Source organism: Pseudomonas sp. S1_G07, from assembly GCF_054668565.1.
Genome location: NZ_CP162778.1, coordinates 5,233,346 through 5,248,450 on the forward strand (window position 1 = coordinate 5,233,346; position 15,105 = coordinate 5,248,450).

At 61.6% G+C, this 15,105-nt stretch carries 14 protein-coding genes; 10 read left to right on the top strand and 4 right to left on the bottom strand.

The window, feature by feature from the left end:
- Positions 1–74 precede the first annotated feature (74 nt).
- The 5 genes from AB4O05_RS23810 (at position 75) to AB4O05_RS23830 (ending at position 2,849) form a co-directional block, all read left to right on the top strand.
- Positions 75–665 (top strand): cysteine hydrolase family protein, encoded by a 591-nt coding sequence (locus AB4O05_RS23810; protein WP_460134984.1) that lies wholly within the window; start codon positions 75–77, stop codon positions 663–665.
- Between the two features lie 134 nt (positions 666–799).
- Complete coding sequence (locus AB4O05_RS23815; protein ID WP_460134983.1) at positions 800–1,120, top strand: hypothetical protein; 321 nt, start codon at positions 800–802, stop codon at positions 1,118–1,120.
- A gap of 74 nt (positions 1,121–1,194) precedes the next feature.
- The gene (locus AB4O05_RS23820) at positions 1,195–1,752 is read left to right on the top strand and encodes a Smr/MutS family protein (protein ID WP_460134982.1); all 558 of its coding nucleotides are present in this window, start codon (positions 1,195–1,197) and stop codon (positions 1,750–1,752) included.
- 78 nt (positions 1,753–1,830) lie between these two features.
- Positions 1,831–2,376, top strand: coding sequence for a GTP cyclohydrolase I FolE (gene folE / locus AB4O05_RS23825; RefSeq protein WP_003236739.1), 546 nt, complete (start codon positions 1,831–1,833; stop codon positions 2,374–2,376).
- Between the two features lie 101 nt (positions 2,377–2,477).
- Entirely contained in the window at positions 2,478–2,849 is a 372-nt protein-coding gene (locus tag AB4O05_RS23830; RefSeq protein WP_460134981.1) for a glutathione S-transferase N-terminal domain-containing protein, read from the top strand.
- Between the two features lie 121 nt (positions 2,850–2,970).
- On the opposite strand, the gene AB4O05_RS23835 is transcribed toward AB4O05_RS23830, so the two are convergent.
- Together AB4O05_RS23835 and AB4O05_RS23840 are read right to left on the bottom strand one after the other, a co-directional pair.
- The gene (locus AB4O05_RS23835; RefSeq protein WP_460134980.1) at positions 2,971–3,573 is read right to left on the bottom strand and encodes a glutathione S-transferase family protein; all 603 of its coding nucleotides are present in this window, start codon (positions 3,571–3,573) and stop codon (positions 2,971–2,973) included.
- A 10-nt stretch (positions 3,574–3,583) separates the two neighbouring features.
- On the bottom strand, positions 3,584–4,750 hold the full coding sequence (locus tag AB4O05_RS23840; RefSeq protein WP_460134978.1) for an aminotransferase-like domain-containing protein: 1,167 nt from the start codon (positions 4,748–4,750) through the stop codon (positions 3,584–3,586).
- A gap of 82 nt (positions 4,751–4,832) precedes the next feature.
- Between AB4O05_RS23840 and AB4O05_RS23845 the strand changes: the two genes are divergently transcribed.
- From AB4O05_RS23845 to AB4O05_RS23855, 3 genes are all read left to right on the top strand, one after another.
- Entirely contained in the window at positions 4,833–5,267 is a 435-nt protein-coding gene (locus tag AB4O05_RS23845) for a MarR family winged helix-turn-helix transcriptional regulator (protein WP_460134977.1), read from the top strand.
- Between the two features lie 187 nt (positions 5,268–5,454).
- The gene (locus tag AB4O05_RS23850; RefSeq protein ID WP_460134976.1) at positions 5,455–6,801 is read left to right on the top strand and encodes an NCS2 family permease; all 1,347 of its coding nucleotides are present in this window, start codon (positions 5,455–5,457) and stop codon (positions 6,799–6,801) included.
- 63 nt (positions 6,802–6,864) lie between these two features.
- Positions 6,865–7,491: a LysE family translocator gene (locus tag AB4O05_RS23855; RefSeq protein ID WP_460134975.1), complete on the top strand. Its 627-nt coding sequence runs from the start codon at positions 6,865–6,867 to the stop codon at positions 7,489–7,491.
- Between the two features lie 25 nt (positions 7,492–7,516).
- Here AB4O05_RS23855 and AB4O05_RS23860 read toward each other — a convergent pair whose 3' ends face one another.
- Together AB4O05_RS23860 and uraH are read right to left on the bottom strand one after the other, a co-directional pair.
- Entirely contained in the window at positions 7,517–12,706 is a 5,190-nt protein-coding gene (locus AB4O05_RS23860; RefSeq protein WP_460134974.1) for a dermonecrotic toxin domain-containing protein, read from the bottom strand.
- 222 nt (positions 12,707–12,928) lie between these two features.
- Positions 12,929–13,282: a hydroxyisourate hydrolase gene (gene uraH, locus AB4O05_RS23865; RefSeq protein ID WP_460134973.1), complete on the bottom strand. Its 354-nt coding sequence runs from the start codon at positions 13,280–13,282 to the stop codon at positions 12,929–12,931.
- Between the two features lie 381 nt (positions 13,283–13,663).
- Between uraH and puuE the strand changes: the two genes are divergently transcribed.
- Both puuE and uraD read left to right on the top strand, forming a co-directional pair.
- Positions 13,664–14,590 (top strand): allantoinase PuuE, encoded by a 927-nt coding sequence (puuE, locus tag AB4O05_RS23870; RefSeq protein ID WP_460134972.1) that lies wholly within the window; start codon positions 13,664–13,666, stop codon positions 14,588–14,590.
- Positions 14,587–15,102: a 2-oxo-4-hydroxy-4-carboxy-5-ureidoimidazoline decarboxylase gene (gene uraD / locus AB4O05_RS23875; protein WP_460134971.1), complete on the top strand. Its 516-nt coding sequence runs from the start codon at positions 14,587–14,589 to the stop codon at positions 15,100–15,102. Before puuE ends, uraD begins: the two co-directional genes overlap by 4 nt.
- Positions 15,103–15,105: the final 3 nt, after the last annotated feature.

The following is a 15,105-nucleotide window of genomic DNA, read 5'->3' on the forward strand; positions in this document are numbered from 1 at the left end:
GATCGTAGCGATTCACAGAAGCGCTCAGCCAGTGGACAATGTCGCAAAAGCCCCCCTCACAGGAGCCCCCCAGAATGTCCGTTCCAAAGACGATGTTTCAACTCAGCGGTCGTGGTTACGCAGCTGCCAATCTCAGCCATGCGACCCTTGTGATCATCGACGCCCAGAAGGAATACCTCAGCGGCCCGCTCGCCCTTTCGGGCATGGACGTGGCCGTGGCCAATATCCAGAAACTGGTCGCCGCCGCACGCACTGCCGGTCGCCCGATCGTGCACGTGCGTCACCTGGGCACCGTCGGCGGCCTGTTTGACCCCCAGGGCGAGCGCGGCCAGTTCATTCCTGGCCTGGAGCCTGAAGGCGACGAAACCATCATCGGCAAGCTGCTGCCGAGCGCCTTCCACGGCACCGGCCTGGAAAAACACCTGCAGGACCTTGGCTCCCTGGACCTGATCGTTTGCGGCTTCATGAGCCACTCCAGCGTCAGCACCACCGTGCGCGCCGCCAAGAACCTGGGCTTTCGCTGCACCCTGGTGGAAGACGCCTGCGCCACTCGCGACCTGCCTTACAAAGGCGGCACCCTGAGCGCCGAGCACGTGCAGCAGACCGAAATGGCCATCATGGCCGACAACTTCGCCACCCTCGCGCTGACCAAAGACCTGATTTGATTGCCCCTCGGTGAGCGGTGTGTTTATTGCCCCGCTCATCCGCAAAGCCCTTTCATTTGGCGCATTTACCCCTCCCCCGGAACAACCTGTGTATCTTCCGGTCGAAGGGCCGATACCCTGGAGGAAAGGTCGGAATGAAGATATCCGATGGTTTTGACGCTCGTCGCTTGCGCCCCAAGGGCCCGAGCAATTGGCGTCTGCGCCTGGTGGCCGGCATTGCCGCACTGCTGGCGATTGTAGGTCTGTTGTTGGCCGGCGCTGGTGGCGCCGGTTTGTTTGGCCACTCGCCGGCACTCGGCGAACTGAATGCCAGCCCAGGCGGTTCGGCCCTTTTGCTGGGAGTCGGGCTGTTGGTGCTGTGGTTGGGCGTGTGGTTGTGGCGCCGCAGCCGGCGCAAAATGCGCCAGCCGCTGTCGCTGAACATCGCCTCGCACCTGATGAAAAAGCACGACTAGTGGCGCTTGGATAGCGTTTCCTGCGCCGAGGCCGCCGCGATTAGGTAAACTGCCCGCCCTTCGCGGAGGCTGACATGCAAGACGACGATTTTTCCCTGTTCAAAAACGAGCTGCGCGGCGTCAAGCCGATCAAGCACGACCGCGCCGATACCGGCAAGCCCAAGACTGACCGGGCGCAGATCGCCAAGCTGCGCCAGGCCGCGACCGTGCGCAGCGAGGCCACCACGGTGGATGGCCTGTCAGACCAGTTCGTGATTGACGTCGGCCCTGAAGATGAGCTCATGTGGGCCCGCGACGGCGTGCAGGAAAGCCAGATGCGCAAGCTCAAGGCTGGCCAGATTCCGTTCGAGGGCAGCCTCGACCTGCACGGCATGACCGTGGAGAAGGCCCGGGAAACCCTGTGGGCCTTCCTCGCCGAAGCGACCAAGTTCGAAATTCGCTGCGTACGCGTCACCCACGGTAAGGCCGTGCGCCTGGACGGCAAGCGGCCGATGATCAAGAGCCACGTCAACACCTGGCTGCGCCAGCATGCCCAGGTACTCGGCTTTACCTCGTGCCAGGCCCGCCATGGTGGCGCGGGAGCGGTGTATGTGATGCTCAAACGCACGATGATGGAAGGGCGCGACGAGTAACCCGTGCCATCGTCAGGCTTGCAGCGATGTGTCCGCCACCGTAACCTTGCGCTTTGCGAAAATCCCACAGGTAGTTTCATGTCCCTGGAACAGAATTACACCGCGATCCTCGGCCAACTCGGCGAGGACGTTTCCCGCGAGGGCCTGCTCGACACGCCAAAGCGTGCCGCCAAGGCGATGCAGTACCTTTGCCGCGGCTATGAACAGACACTGGAAGAAGTCACCAACGGTGCCTTGTTCAGCTCCGACAACAGTGAAATGGTGCTGGTCAAGGACATCGAGTTGTACTCGTTGTGCGAACACCACCTGCTGCCGTTTATCGGCAAGGCCCACGTCGCCTACATCCCAAGCGGCAAAGTACTGGGCCTGTCCAAGGTCGCGCGGATCGTCGACATGTATGCGCGCCGCCTGCAGATCCAGGAAAACCTCAGCCGCCAGATCGCCGATGCCGTCTTGCAGGTGACCGGCGCCCTGGGCGTTGCGGTGGTGATCGAGGCCAAGCACATGTGCATGATGATGCGCGGTGTGGAGAAACAGAATTCGTCGATGATCACCTCGGTGATGCTCGGTGAGTTCCGCGAAAACGCGGCCACCCGCAGCGAATTCCTCAGCCTGATCAAGTAACGGGCCGGGCAGGAAAAAACCGGCGTTCATCGCCGGTTTTTTTTCGCCTGCAGAAATCAGGTAAGCTGCGGCCCCTTCTTCATGGGCAAGAGGTTTCAGACATGTTCGTCAAAGCACTTCGAGTGGGCCTTGGCCACGTCATCATCGCGGGCGACCTACTGACCCGCCCGCGCAAAAAGCGACGCCCCGCCGAACAACAGGCGCAGGTCAACGCCGCGGCCAAGTCACTGACCCTGTACCAATTCCATGCCTGCCCGTTCTGCGTGAAGACCCGTCGTACCTTGCACCGCCTGAATGTGCCGGTGGCGCTGAAGGATGCGAAGAACAACGAACAGGACCGCCAGACGTTGCTGGAGCAAGGCGGCAAGATCAAGGTGCCGTGCCTGCGCATTGAAGAGAATGGCCAGACCACCTGGATGTATGACTCCAAGGTGATCATCGATTACCTGGACAAGCGGTTTGCAGCAGTCTGATAGACGTTGGTAACCCCTTGTGGGAGCGGGCTTGCTCGCGAATGCAATAGATCAGCCAATGAATCTGTTGACTGGCACACCGTATTCGCGAGCAAGCCCGCTCCCACAATTTGTTCTGTGATTAATCCAGCATCGGGACATGTTTAGGATGGCTGGCCACACGCTGCAACCAGGCCTGCACGGCCGGGTACGGTGCCAGGTCAAAACCACCCTCATGGGCCACGTGGGTGTAGGCATATAACGCAATATCAGCAATTGAATATTGCTCGCCCACCAGATACGGCGTGGTTTGCAACTGGCGCTCCATGACCTTCAGGGCCTTGTAGCCGCCTTTATGGGTGGTCTTGTATTCCTCGAGGCGATCCTGCGGCATGTTCAGGTAGAACTGGATAAACCGCGCCACCGCAATGTACGGCTCGTGGCTGTACTGCTCGAAGAACTGCCATTGCAGCACTTGAGTACGCAAGCGCGGCTCGGTCGGCAAGAACTCGCTGCCGTCGGCGAGGAAGTTGAGGATCGCATTGGATTCCCACAGGCATGTGCCGTCTTCCAGTTCCAGCACGGGGATCTTGCCGTTGGGGTTCTTGGCCAGGAATTCAGCGGTCTGGGTATCGCCGTTGAGGATGTCGACATTCACCCACTGGTACGGGATGCCCAGCAGGTTGAGCATCAATTTGACCTTGTAGCAGTTGCCCGAGCGGTAATCGCCATAAACCTTGTACATGAGGCTCCCCTTATGCCGCTTGCGCGTGCAGTGCTTGACGGACCACGGCGGCCAGGCGCTTGAGACCTTCGTCCAGTCGGGCCGGGTCGATATGGCTGAAATTGAGGCGCAATGAACCCAAATGTCGGTCCGGCTCGGAGAAGAACGGCTCACCGGGCATGAACGCCACGTTCTGCTCCAGCGCTTGGGCCAATAAGGTGCGGGTATCCAACGGCTGTTTCAAGGCCAGCCAGAAGAATAATCCGCCCTGGGGCACTTGCCAGTCGGCCAGGTCGCTGAAATGGCGCTCAAGTGCCGCCTGGAAAGCATCGCGCCGTTGGCGGTAAAAACTGCGCAGTTCAACCAGGTGTTGCTGGTATTTTTCGCTGCCGAGCCACTGCATCGCCTGCCATTGGCCCACACGATTGGTGTGCAGGTCTGCCGATTGCTTGAGCTTGAGCAGGTGCGGGAACAGGTCCGGGCTGGCGATCAGGTAGCCAACGCGCAGGCCAGGCAACAGGGTCTTGGAAACGGTGCCGGTGTAGATCCAACTGGCCTTCGTCAAACGACTGACGATGGGCCGCGCGCTGGCGCCGTCGAAGGACAATTCGCGGTAAGGCTCGTCTTCGATCAGAGTGACGCCGAATTCATCGAGCAAGGCCGCCACGGCGTCGCGCTTGGCTTCGCTGTAGCGCACCGCCGAGGGGTTCTGGAAGGTCGGAATCAGGTAGATGAATGCCGGGTGATGGCGTTCAAGCTTGGCGCGCAATGCGGCCAGGTCCGGGCCGTCGGCTTCCAGCTGCACAGTAAGGCACTCGGCGCCGAACAGTTGGAAGATCTGCAACGCGGCCAGGTAAGTCGGGCCTTCCAGCAGGATCTGCGTACCTTGGTCGATATACAGTTTGGCCGCCAGGTCCAGGGTTTGCTGCGAGCCACTGACCACCAGCACCTGGCTGGCCTGGCACGGGACACCCAGTGCGCGGGCTTGGGCGGCGAGCAATTCGCGCAGGGCCGGCTCGCCTTCGCTCATGCCGTATTGGCCGATGTTCAGCGGCATGTCGTCCCAATTCAACGCCGGCAACATGGCTTCGGCCGGCAGGCCACCGGCGAACGACATGACTTCCGGGCGCTGGGCAGCCGCGAGGATTTCACGGATCAAGGAGCTTTTAAGGCGCGTAACACGTTCAGAGAAGGCCATGGAGGTCACCGCTAGCGAAGGCTGTAGGAAATACGTCAAACTGCTTGACCGAAATTACGACGACTTGCGTGGATACGTCAATATGCTTGACCTTAAAAACCAGACCAGTCAGCAACAAGCCATGGAGGCGTTCTTCTTCGGCTACCAGGCGTTCACCGCCAAGGCCGACGAAATGCTCGCGCGCCGCGGCCTGAGCCGGGTGCACCAGCGCATCGTGTTTTTTATCGCGCGCTACCCGGCCTTGAGCGTCAAGCAACTGCTGGAATTGCTCGGGGTGAGCAAGCAGGCACTGAATATGCCGCTGCGCCAATTGCAGGAAATGCACTTGGTGGACAGCGCGGCGTCCGAGACCGACAAGCGCAAACGCCTGCTGGAATTGACCGACGAGGGACGGCGTTTCGAGCAGTCCTTGCGCCGTGAACAGGTGAAGTTGCTCCAGCGCGCGTTTGCCGAGGCCGGCGAGGATGCGGTTAACGGCTGGCTGGCGGTAAACCAGGCGCTCAGCGCGGTGAATTAGCCTTCCATCCCTTTTTGCGCACACAATCGAAAACATTATTTGCTTTATTTGTATACAAAAGCATAATTCGCTTCGTGCGAGTTCCTGACCTATTAGTCAACAAAACCCGCCAGTACCTCAAAGCGTCGTGACCCACACAAGTGACCGACGCTGGAAATAACAATAAAACACTTGAGGAGTACTCGCTGTGGAAAGCCGCAAATCCGAAGCCCCAACGCTGGATCTTTCACCCACGCCCAGTGGCTGGCTGGAACGCCTGTTCAAACTGCGCGTGCATGGCACCACCGTGAAGACCGAGCTGATCGCCGGCCTTACCACCTTCATCACCATGGCCTACATCATCTTCGTCAACCCTAACATCATGGCCGACGCCGGCATTGATCACGGCGCGGCGTTTGTCGCCACCTGCATCGCCGCCGCACTGGGCTGCCTGCTGATGGGCCTATATGCCAACTGGCCCGTGGGCCTGGCGCCGGGCATGGGCCTGAACGCGTTTTTCACCTACACCGTGGTCGGCACCATGGGCTACACCTGGGAGACCGCGTTGGGCGCGGTGTTTGTCTCCGGGGTCTTGTTCCTGATCCTGACGCTTTCGCGCATCCGCGAGTGGCTGCTCAACAGCATCCCGCTCAGCCTGCGCCACGCCATGGGCGCGGGGGTCGGGCTGTTTCTCGGGGTGATCGGCCTGAAGACCGCCGGCATTATCGTCGACAGCCCGGCCACGTTGATCAAGCTGGGTTCGCTGCATGAACCGGCGCCGTTGCTGGCGGCGATCTGCTTTCTGCTGATTGCGATCCTCAGCTATCACCGCGTATTCGGCGCGATCCTGCTCAGCATCATCGCCGTTACGCTGGCCGGCTGGGGCCTGGGCCTGGTGCAGTATCAGGGCATCATCGCCAGCCCGCCGAGCCTGGCGCCGACCTGGATGGCGATGGACTTGATGGGCGTATTCAACGTCAGCATGATCAGCGTGGTGTTTGCGTTTCTGTTCGTGCACATGTTCGACACCGCCGGCACCCTGATGGGGGTGGCGCAGCGCGCGGGCCTGGTGAACGCCGACGGCCGGATCGAAAACCTCTCGCGCGCGCTGAAGGCCGACAGCGCATCCAGTGTGTTCGGTGCCATGGTCGGCGTACCGCCCGTGACCAGCTACGTGGAAAGCGCCGCGGGCGTAGCCGCCGGGGGGCGCACCGGGCTGACAGCGGTGACGGTGGGTGTTTTGTTCGTCGCCGCGATGTTTTTTGCGCCGCTGGCAGGCATGATTCCAGCCTATGCCACGGCCGGTGCGTTGATCTATGTGGCGATGCTGATGATGAGCGGCATGGCGCATATTGAGTGGGACGAAGCCACCGACAGCATTCCGGCGGTGGTTACCATGATCATGATGCCGCTGACCTTCTCGGTCGCCGATGGCATCGCCCTGGGCTTTATCACCTACGTGGCGCTCAAGGCCGGCACCGGCAAGCACAAGGAAATTTCCGTGAGCCTGTGGGCGTTGTGTGCGATTTTCATCGCCAAGTTTGTCTTCCTGTAACGGAAGACGTGGCGAACACTGCCTCGCCTTCGGGCGGGGCTTTTGTATGAATGGAGGAATGTAATGAGTGTGCAAACCTGGCTGCTGTTCAGCGGCGCTGCATTGATCGTGATCCTGATTCCGGGCCCGCTGTCGCTGCTGATGATCAGCAACAGCCTCAACTACGGCCTGCGCCGTTCGTACCCGGCGTTTCTCGGCGGTGTATTTGCCTCGATCTGCCTGTTGAGCGCCTCGGCCCTGGGCCTGGGCGCGCTGTTGCTGGCCTCCGAGCAATTGTTCAGCGCCTTGAAGATCGTCGGCGCGCTGTACCTGTTCTACCTTGCCTGGCAAAGCTGGCAGCAATCGCGCCTGCCGTCCCAGGGCGCGGTTGTTCCGCAAGCCGCTGCGGTACCGCGCTTTCGCGCCTTGTTTGGCCGCGCCTTTGTACTGGGCGCCAGCAACCCCAAGGACATCCTGTTTTTCGCCGCGTTTTTGCCGCAATTTCTCAGCAGCCAGCAACCGTTCCTGCCGCAGTTGCTGATCATGATCGCCACCTGGACCGTGCTAGACCTGCTGTGCAAGCTGGCCTACGGCCTCGGCGCCCATGGCGCTGCGCGGTACCTGCGCAGCGGCAAGGGCCAGAGCTGGTTCAACCGTGTAAGTGCCGGGTTGTTCAGTGGCGCCGGCGCGGCCTCTCTGCTCAGCCGCTGACACCGCGCCCCTGAGCCGCTTGGCCCTATGACAGGTCGGCCGGCCTGATGAAATACACCGTGGGTGGATCGATGTTCTGGATGCCCGCGAACAACTTGACCAGTCGGCCCTGGTCCTGGGCAACCTGCAACGGCTGATAGACCGCTGGATACAGCCGGCCCTTATCCGTAAACCAGGCACGCGACATCACGCGATCCCTGCCGGTTTTCATGACAAGGCTTCTGCCATCGACCCATTTGATCGCGATGAAATACAGGTGATTCGACGCCCGGTGCGTGCAGATCAGGTGAGGGAATTGCGGCTGGCGTGGGGCAGGTACTTGCTTGATCGAAAACCCCTGACGTCGAAGCAGGTGGCTCACGGCCTCGGCACTGGCGGTTGCCCGCGCGTGCGTAATCGTCTTGTCAGCCGCTTTCCTGCCGAGCAACTTGGCGTCCAGCGCGGCAGGCAGGTAGAAATCCATACGTTCGAAGCCGCCGACCTCAGCGTCCGCCCCCATGTAGAGCGTGCCTTTCTTGCGTGGGCCCAAAGGCCGCAGCATGGTCAGCAGATCATCGGTTTCAACCATTTGGCCGATGACCTCAGGCGCCCATTTATTCAGGGTCGCGCGGATGCTCAATAAGCGCGTGCCGGTGACGGAGGTGCCGGTATCCGCCAGCTCCACCAGCCGGCGCGTCGCCTGCTGGACACTGGAGGGGGTCATGTCCGGGAAGCGGATACCCAGGGAGACGGGCAGTGGCTGACTGAACAGCGGTTCGCGCGCGGTCCAGCGCAGGTCTTCGCCGTAGGTAAAAGGAACGGGTTGCTGGGGAAGATTCTCGCTCAGGCAGCGCGTCAACTGGTCGATGCTCTGCATCAGTTCACCCCTGGGCTTGAGGAAGACCCTGTCGGGTTGGGGCTGCGAACCGTCCGGGAGCGTGTCATAAAAGTGTTCGCCTATTTTAAGCAGCGTCCCTCGACGACCGTCGACGATATACAAGCGCTTGCCCGGCACCAACTCCCGGACCTGGCCGGCGTCCAGCGCCTGCCCCCATTCGCGCCAGTGACTGGTGAGGTTGTGCGCTCGCTTTGTCAGGTCACCGGCCAGCTGGTTCGAGGGCGGCGCCCAGCTTATCGGGGTAGATGAAGGGGTGGGTTGCCAGAAAGGTCCCGCGCGGGAACTCGGACCCGGCTGCGGTTCCGGACGGTCCGCGCCCAGCAGCCACTCCCGGGGTTCCTCGACAAACACAAAGAGCTCGTTTTCGCCCGGCGTTTGCGTGTTCCTGAAACGCAGCCGTTGCTCCCCTTCTCGTTGATAGACGCCAAAGCGCTGCCCCGCAGGGTCGGCAACGTATTGTTCGCCGTTGCGTATGAATGAGCCTTTATCACGCGGCGCCTTCAGTTCTATTGCCTCGCCGGCGGCGCTCGGCAGTGTGTACAGGTCCAGGCCTTTGAGCCGGATGGGCGAGGATGGTGGGCGCAGGGCAAGCGCTCTCAGGCTGCGAGAACCACGGTGCAATTGCCTCAACGCCGAGGTCACCAAACGCCTGGCAGGCCCTGCAAGCGGTTTGGCCACAGCGCTCGCGCCCTTGACCGGCAAAAACGTCAGCGCCACTTCGATCAACAACTGATGCAGGGTGATGGCCAGCTCGACGGCGTCATCGGCACTGCCACTGTGATAAAGCCGCCGTGCCGCGACCAGCACTTCATAGGCCATCACCCCCAACCCTATCAGCGGTATCTGCGCCATAAGTCCGAGGATCGTTCGCGTCGTTGCCTCGTCCTGTCGCCATTCTCGATAGGCCAACAGGCTTTGCTGGGAATTGGACTCAACACGCGCCTCGCGCTGCACCTGCAGCACCTGGGCGTGGGCCAGCAACCCAAGCAGATCGTCGGCGTTGGTGGCGGTAATACCCAACCATTGCTGCGAATCGAATGCTCGCTGCTCGAGAATCTCGGCTTCAATCTCGCTCAATGCCGTCGCTGGGAACACCCGCTTGGTCAGGAACCATCGGTACAGGCATTTACCCATCGCCACCGCCGGGCCGATGACATGCGACAGCGTGAACAACCTTGAGCGCTCCAACATGCAACGCCAACGCGAGGCCGGTTCCACCAGTGGTTTGACCCCGCCGGGGTAACTGGCGATTGCCTCGGATTCGGAGCCTGCGGCCACACATTTGGCCAGCGCGGAGATGCTGTCATTCGCCTGCAAGTGCGCCATCAACGCCTTACGCAGCGCCTCGAGGTGGGGGTACTCGGTCAACGCCGGGTAACCGCTGGCCTGCGGCCAATACAGCAAGCAAAGATCGCTGTCGTGGTGATGGATCACCACCATCCCGGCGATATGCCGCGCCCACGGCAATGTCAGCGCCTCCAGCCTGACCAGGGACAACGGCGCTGGCTTGCGGCCCTCGTCACGCGGGGGCTTCAATGCCTGTTCGAACAGGTGCAGGGCCTTTTCACTCAGCTTGCGCTGGCGGGCATCGATCAACTGCAGTTTCGCCTCGCGCCGAACCGGCCTGCGCAACAATTCGTGGAGCAGCGGCGCCGCCTGTGCAGCCACATCGATACCGTCCTCGCCATAGCACACCTGCACAATCCTGCGCTCGTAGTGCCCGCCGATATCCAGGGCGGCAATGGTGTTGATCAGGTAATCCACGCTCAAGCGCGCCTGCCAGGCCGGGTCCAGGCACTTCATGTGGTTCAGCCGCCAGCGGGTCCAGGGCGCCTCCGGGTCCAGGTTGTGCAGCGCCAGTTGCAGAAAGCTGAACGTGGTGCGTTGCGGGCTGACCACGGTTTTCGGCCCGGCCTCGCCGGGCAGACGCTCGGGGTGACCCACCCACACCTTGCTCACATCGTCTGGCAGATCGAAGAGCGGTTTGTCGATATCCAACCCAGGGTACAGGTCGTCCCGGGCCAACTGCTGGATCAAGCGTTGGCGGCCGAAACGCTCGACATCGCCCAGGTGCTTGACCAGCCAGCGTTGCCGATTGAGCACGCTGCGTTGTTGCCGCAGGAACAGTCGCCCACGGTGCTTGCGAACCGCATCCGGGACGTCGCCAGGGCCGACCGGCAGGGCGGCGCTGAGCCGGGCCGCCGCGATCACCAGTTCAGTGTTGCTCAGCGCGCGCTCCCAGGCATCGTTCGGCGGCACCTGCAGGCTCTGAGCGGTCTCCATCGCCAGCAGGGTGGTTGCCAGTGCACGGTCGCTCACCTCGGTAAAAAGCTGTTCGTCACGTTGCAACTGTTGGCGCGCCTCGGCAAAGGCGTCGATCCACGCCTGCAACCCGTTCTTCAATACATCACCCTGAATGTCCTCAAACGCCACCACCACCGGTTCGTCCGCCGCCAGGCCCCGGACCCAGGCGCGCGCGGCATTGCGCTCGCCACGCGCGATGCATTGCCAGAGCACACCCGGTTCGCGGGCCTTGAAACTGGCCTGCACGCACTCGGACAGAAACGCCAGGGACTTGAAACGTTGCAGGCCACCACCGGTGCCCGGCATATACAGCAGCACCGCCTGGTTGTCGGAAACGTCGCTGGGCTCGGCGGCACCGGCCACCACGAACGCCGCCAGCAAGCGGTACTTCGGCTGCGATTGAGCGCCGATGCTGAGTGCCAGCACCCGGCTTTCGTCGGCACCGCGTGCTTTTAAGGGTTTATCCACCACGGCACTGATGCGCGCCAACAATGGGGTGTCGATGAGCTTCAAACGATGGTGCAACTGGGCTTCGGCAATCAGCGCCGCCCCCAGGGCCGCCAGCAGGCGCTGCTCCATACTGTCCTGGCCGGTGCCCGTGCCGCTCCAGAATGCGGGGTCATCCAGGCGCTCTTCCTGCCCGTCAAGCAACGCAGCGCAACGGGCACGCGCCTCCTGCCATTGGGTGTGCAGCGCGACGACGGTGCCAAAGTCCTGGGTTTCGCGGCTGGGGTCGATGGGGTCAAGCAGGCGCTGCAAGGCTTGCTCGTATCGACGCACCTTGGCTTCACACGTGCGTAATGGCAGGCTTGTCGAGAGGCTGGCGAAGCTGATTTCCAGGCGCCGGCGTTGCCTGTCACGTTCCAGCAACTGCGCCAGTGCGGGCTTCAAGGCTGGCAGCACGGAGACGACATCCCGCGCCTGCTCGACATGCAACAACCGTTCGGCGGGGCGCATATAGTCCCCCTTAATTGCATTGTCGGGAAACAGGTAGGCCATGTTGACCTCCAGCAAGGTCGCCAGCTCGTTGTTCCATTGCACCTGCAAAAGCGCCTCGGCGCTGTGGGCCAAAGCATCTTCACCGATCAACGCACCCTGCCGGCCAGCGTCCAGAGGCAACGGCGATGCCGCGTTTGCATCGGGTAACCGGTGACGCTCACGCAAGGGCAACAGGTCCCACAGCTGTTGCGCATGCGCCTTGAGCAGCGCAGGGAAACGGCTCTGCCACTGCGCAGCGGTGTCGAACTCATAGAACACTGGGTCCAGCCCTGGCAGGAACAGCAGCTGGCGCGTATCGACGGTTTCACCGGCATAAAAAAGATGCAGCGCACCGCTGAACGGAATCAGGCTGCCACCCTGCCCCGGGCACACCACCTCGGCGACCCGCAACCCGGCTCGCACGCCGCCCGCCTGAGTGCGCGTCTCGGCCGTGGGCGCTTCGACCAGGGTCATGAGCATCGCCAGGCCGGTGTCGGAGAGTTGATTCAACCCGTGGGCCAACAGCGCCTGATCGGTCACAAAGGCTTTGTACAACGCGCACCAGCGGTCCCTGCGCGAACACATGTCACCTTCAGCCAAAACTTGCCAGTACGCGGGGACGGCGGCCTCGATCCGCTCCAGCAGGTCCACGTCCAGCACCTCATCCAACACCTTGTCGGCCAGCGCCCCGGCCTGGCACGCCGATGGGTTCACATCGCCCGCCCTGGCACACCGGCGCTCGGCCAGCAAGCGCATCACCGTGTCGGTCAAACTGCGCCGCCATTGCGGGTCATCGCGGGTCACCGGCACATTGAGCAGCAGCGAGTCAGGGTCAGTCTGGAAAGTTTCGCGCAAGGTCTGGCGGATCAACCGGCTGATTCTGGGCGAGCGCACCAGTGCCTGTCGCAGCACGTTGGCATGCGCCGCGCAACGCGCCTGGGCGTGGTGAAGTTGGTTAAGCATTCGGCTGGGTTGCGCGCTGGCCTGCAGGCGCTCGGCCAATACCGACTCGATCCATGCCTGGGAGCCGGGTTCGGGAGCTTGCGCCCAGGGCATTAGTGACGCTTGAGTACGCTGAGGGTCATCAATCGATGCCAACTGTTCGGGTTCCATGCCTGCATCCGCTCTTCGCTTAAAAAGCGCAGGTTAGGCGGCCGGCGGGCCAGGCTGGCGTTACATAAATGGTGCGAGGGAGACCAATCGACGGACGAAAAAAAGCCCGCAGTGCGCGCGGGCGAAACCAACGAAGAGCCTATGAGGGTGAAGCCGAGCGACGTCTCAGCTACCACGATAGGTGGAGTAGCTGTACGGCGAAAGCAGCAGGGGAACGTGATAATGCTCCTGTTCGGCACTGATGCCGAAACGCAGCACCACCACATCCAGAAAGGCCGGATCCGGCAATGGCACGCCACGGGCACGGTAATAATCGCCGGCACTGAACTGCAACTGGTAGACGCCGCTGCGGTAGTCAGCACCTTGCAGCAGCGGCGCATCGCAGCGGCCGTCGCTGTTGGTGACAGCACTGGCGACCAGTTCGAGCTGCGCGCCTTCGACACGGTACAGCTCAACCTGGATGGCGCTGCCGGGGCAGCCGTGAGCGGCATCCAGTACGTGTGTGGTCAGTCGTCCCATGGCTCGGGGCTCCCTTCAAGTGGAGTGAAATAGGCCGCCCCGTTACAGGGCACGAAAAAGCTGGTAACGCGCCAATTAAGACACTTTTAACAAAAATTGTACACAATAAAACCGACAAAGTTTGCCGGCGCCCTGTGCGTCTCCATCCTGACGCAAAATTCCGGGTAAGCCTTGCTTTTAAACGACCTTTTATCCATTTACTGACCAGGTGGGCAAGTTTCTTGCAACGCTAAACACTGGCAACCCGCCGGAAAAAATGCAGAAATACAGGCTTACAAAGTGAGCAGCAAGTTGTATACAATCACTCCATCGCTGTGACGTCATCCAGTCTTTGCGCTGGCCGCCACACACTTGCTACCACGAACAAGAAGGAAGACTGCAGTGAGCGCTGACTACCCACGCGACCTGATCGGTTACGGCAGTAACCCTCCTCACCCCCACTGGCCAGGCAAGGCACGCATCGCATTGTCTTTCGTACTCAACTACGAAGAAGGCGGCGAGCGCAACATTTTGCACGGTGACAAAGAGTCCGAAGCCTTTCTCTCGGAAATGGTCTCGGCCCAACCGCTGCAAGGCGCGCGCAATATGAGCATGGAGTCGCTGTACGAATACGGCAGCCGTGCCGGCGTGTGGCGCGTCCTCAAGCTGTTCAAAGCGTTCGATATCCCGCTGACCATCTTCGCCGTGGCCATGGCCGCCCAGCGCCATCCGGAGGTGATACGCGCCATGGTCGAAGCCGGCCACGAGATCTGCAGCCACGGCTACCGCTGGATCGACTACCAGTACATGGACGAGGCCCAGGAGCGCGAGCACATGCTCGAAGCCATCCGCATCCTCACCGAACTGACCGGCGAACGCCCGCTGGGCTGGTACACCGGGCGCACCGGCCCCAACACACGGCGGCTGGTGATGGAGGAAGGCGGTTTCCTGTATGACAGCGACACCTACGACGACGACCTGCCCTACTGGGAACCGAACACCCCCACCGGCAAGCCGCACCTGGTGATTCCCTACACCCTGGACACCAACGACATGCGCTTCACCCAGGTGCAGGGTTTCAACAAGGGCGATGACTTCTTTGACTACCTCAAGGATGCTTTCGACGTGCTGTACGCCGAAGGTGCCGAAGCGCCGAAGATGCTGTCCATCGGCCTGCATTGCCGCCTGATCGGCCGCCCGGCGCGCCTGGCCGCGTTGAAGCGCTTTATCGAATACGCCAAAAGTCATGAGCAGGTGTGGTTCACCCGCCGTGTGGACATTGCCCGCCACTGGCATGACGCCCACCCGTATGCGGGAGCGGCGAAATGACTGCGTTCCACACCCTGAAGCCATCGACCCTGAGCCGCGATGCGTTCGTCGCCGCCTTCGCCGATATCTACGAACATTCGCCATGGGTGGCCGAAAAGGCCTTCGACCTGGGCCAGGACCCGTCGATCGACCAGATCGAAAGCCTGCACCAGCGCATGAGCGATATCCTGCTCCGCGCTGATCATCAAAGCCAACTGGCCCTGATCAACGCGCACCCGGACTTGGCCGGCAAAGCCGCCGTCCAAGGCCAACTCACCCCAGCCAGCACCGATGAGCAAGCTGGCGCGGGGATTCACCACTGCACGGCCGAAGAGTTCTCACGCTTCACCGAGCTGAACGAGGCCTACAAGGCCAAGTTCAAGTTTCCCTTCATCATGGCGGTAAAAGGCAGCAACCGGCAGCAGATTCTCGCCGCGTTCGAAACGCGTATCCACAATTCGGTAGACGCCGAGTTCAAGTGCGCGCTGGACGAGATCAACAAGATCGCGTTGTTCCGTTTACTGACCCTCTAAACG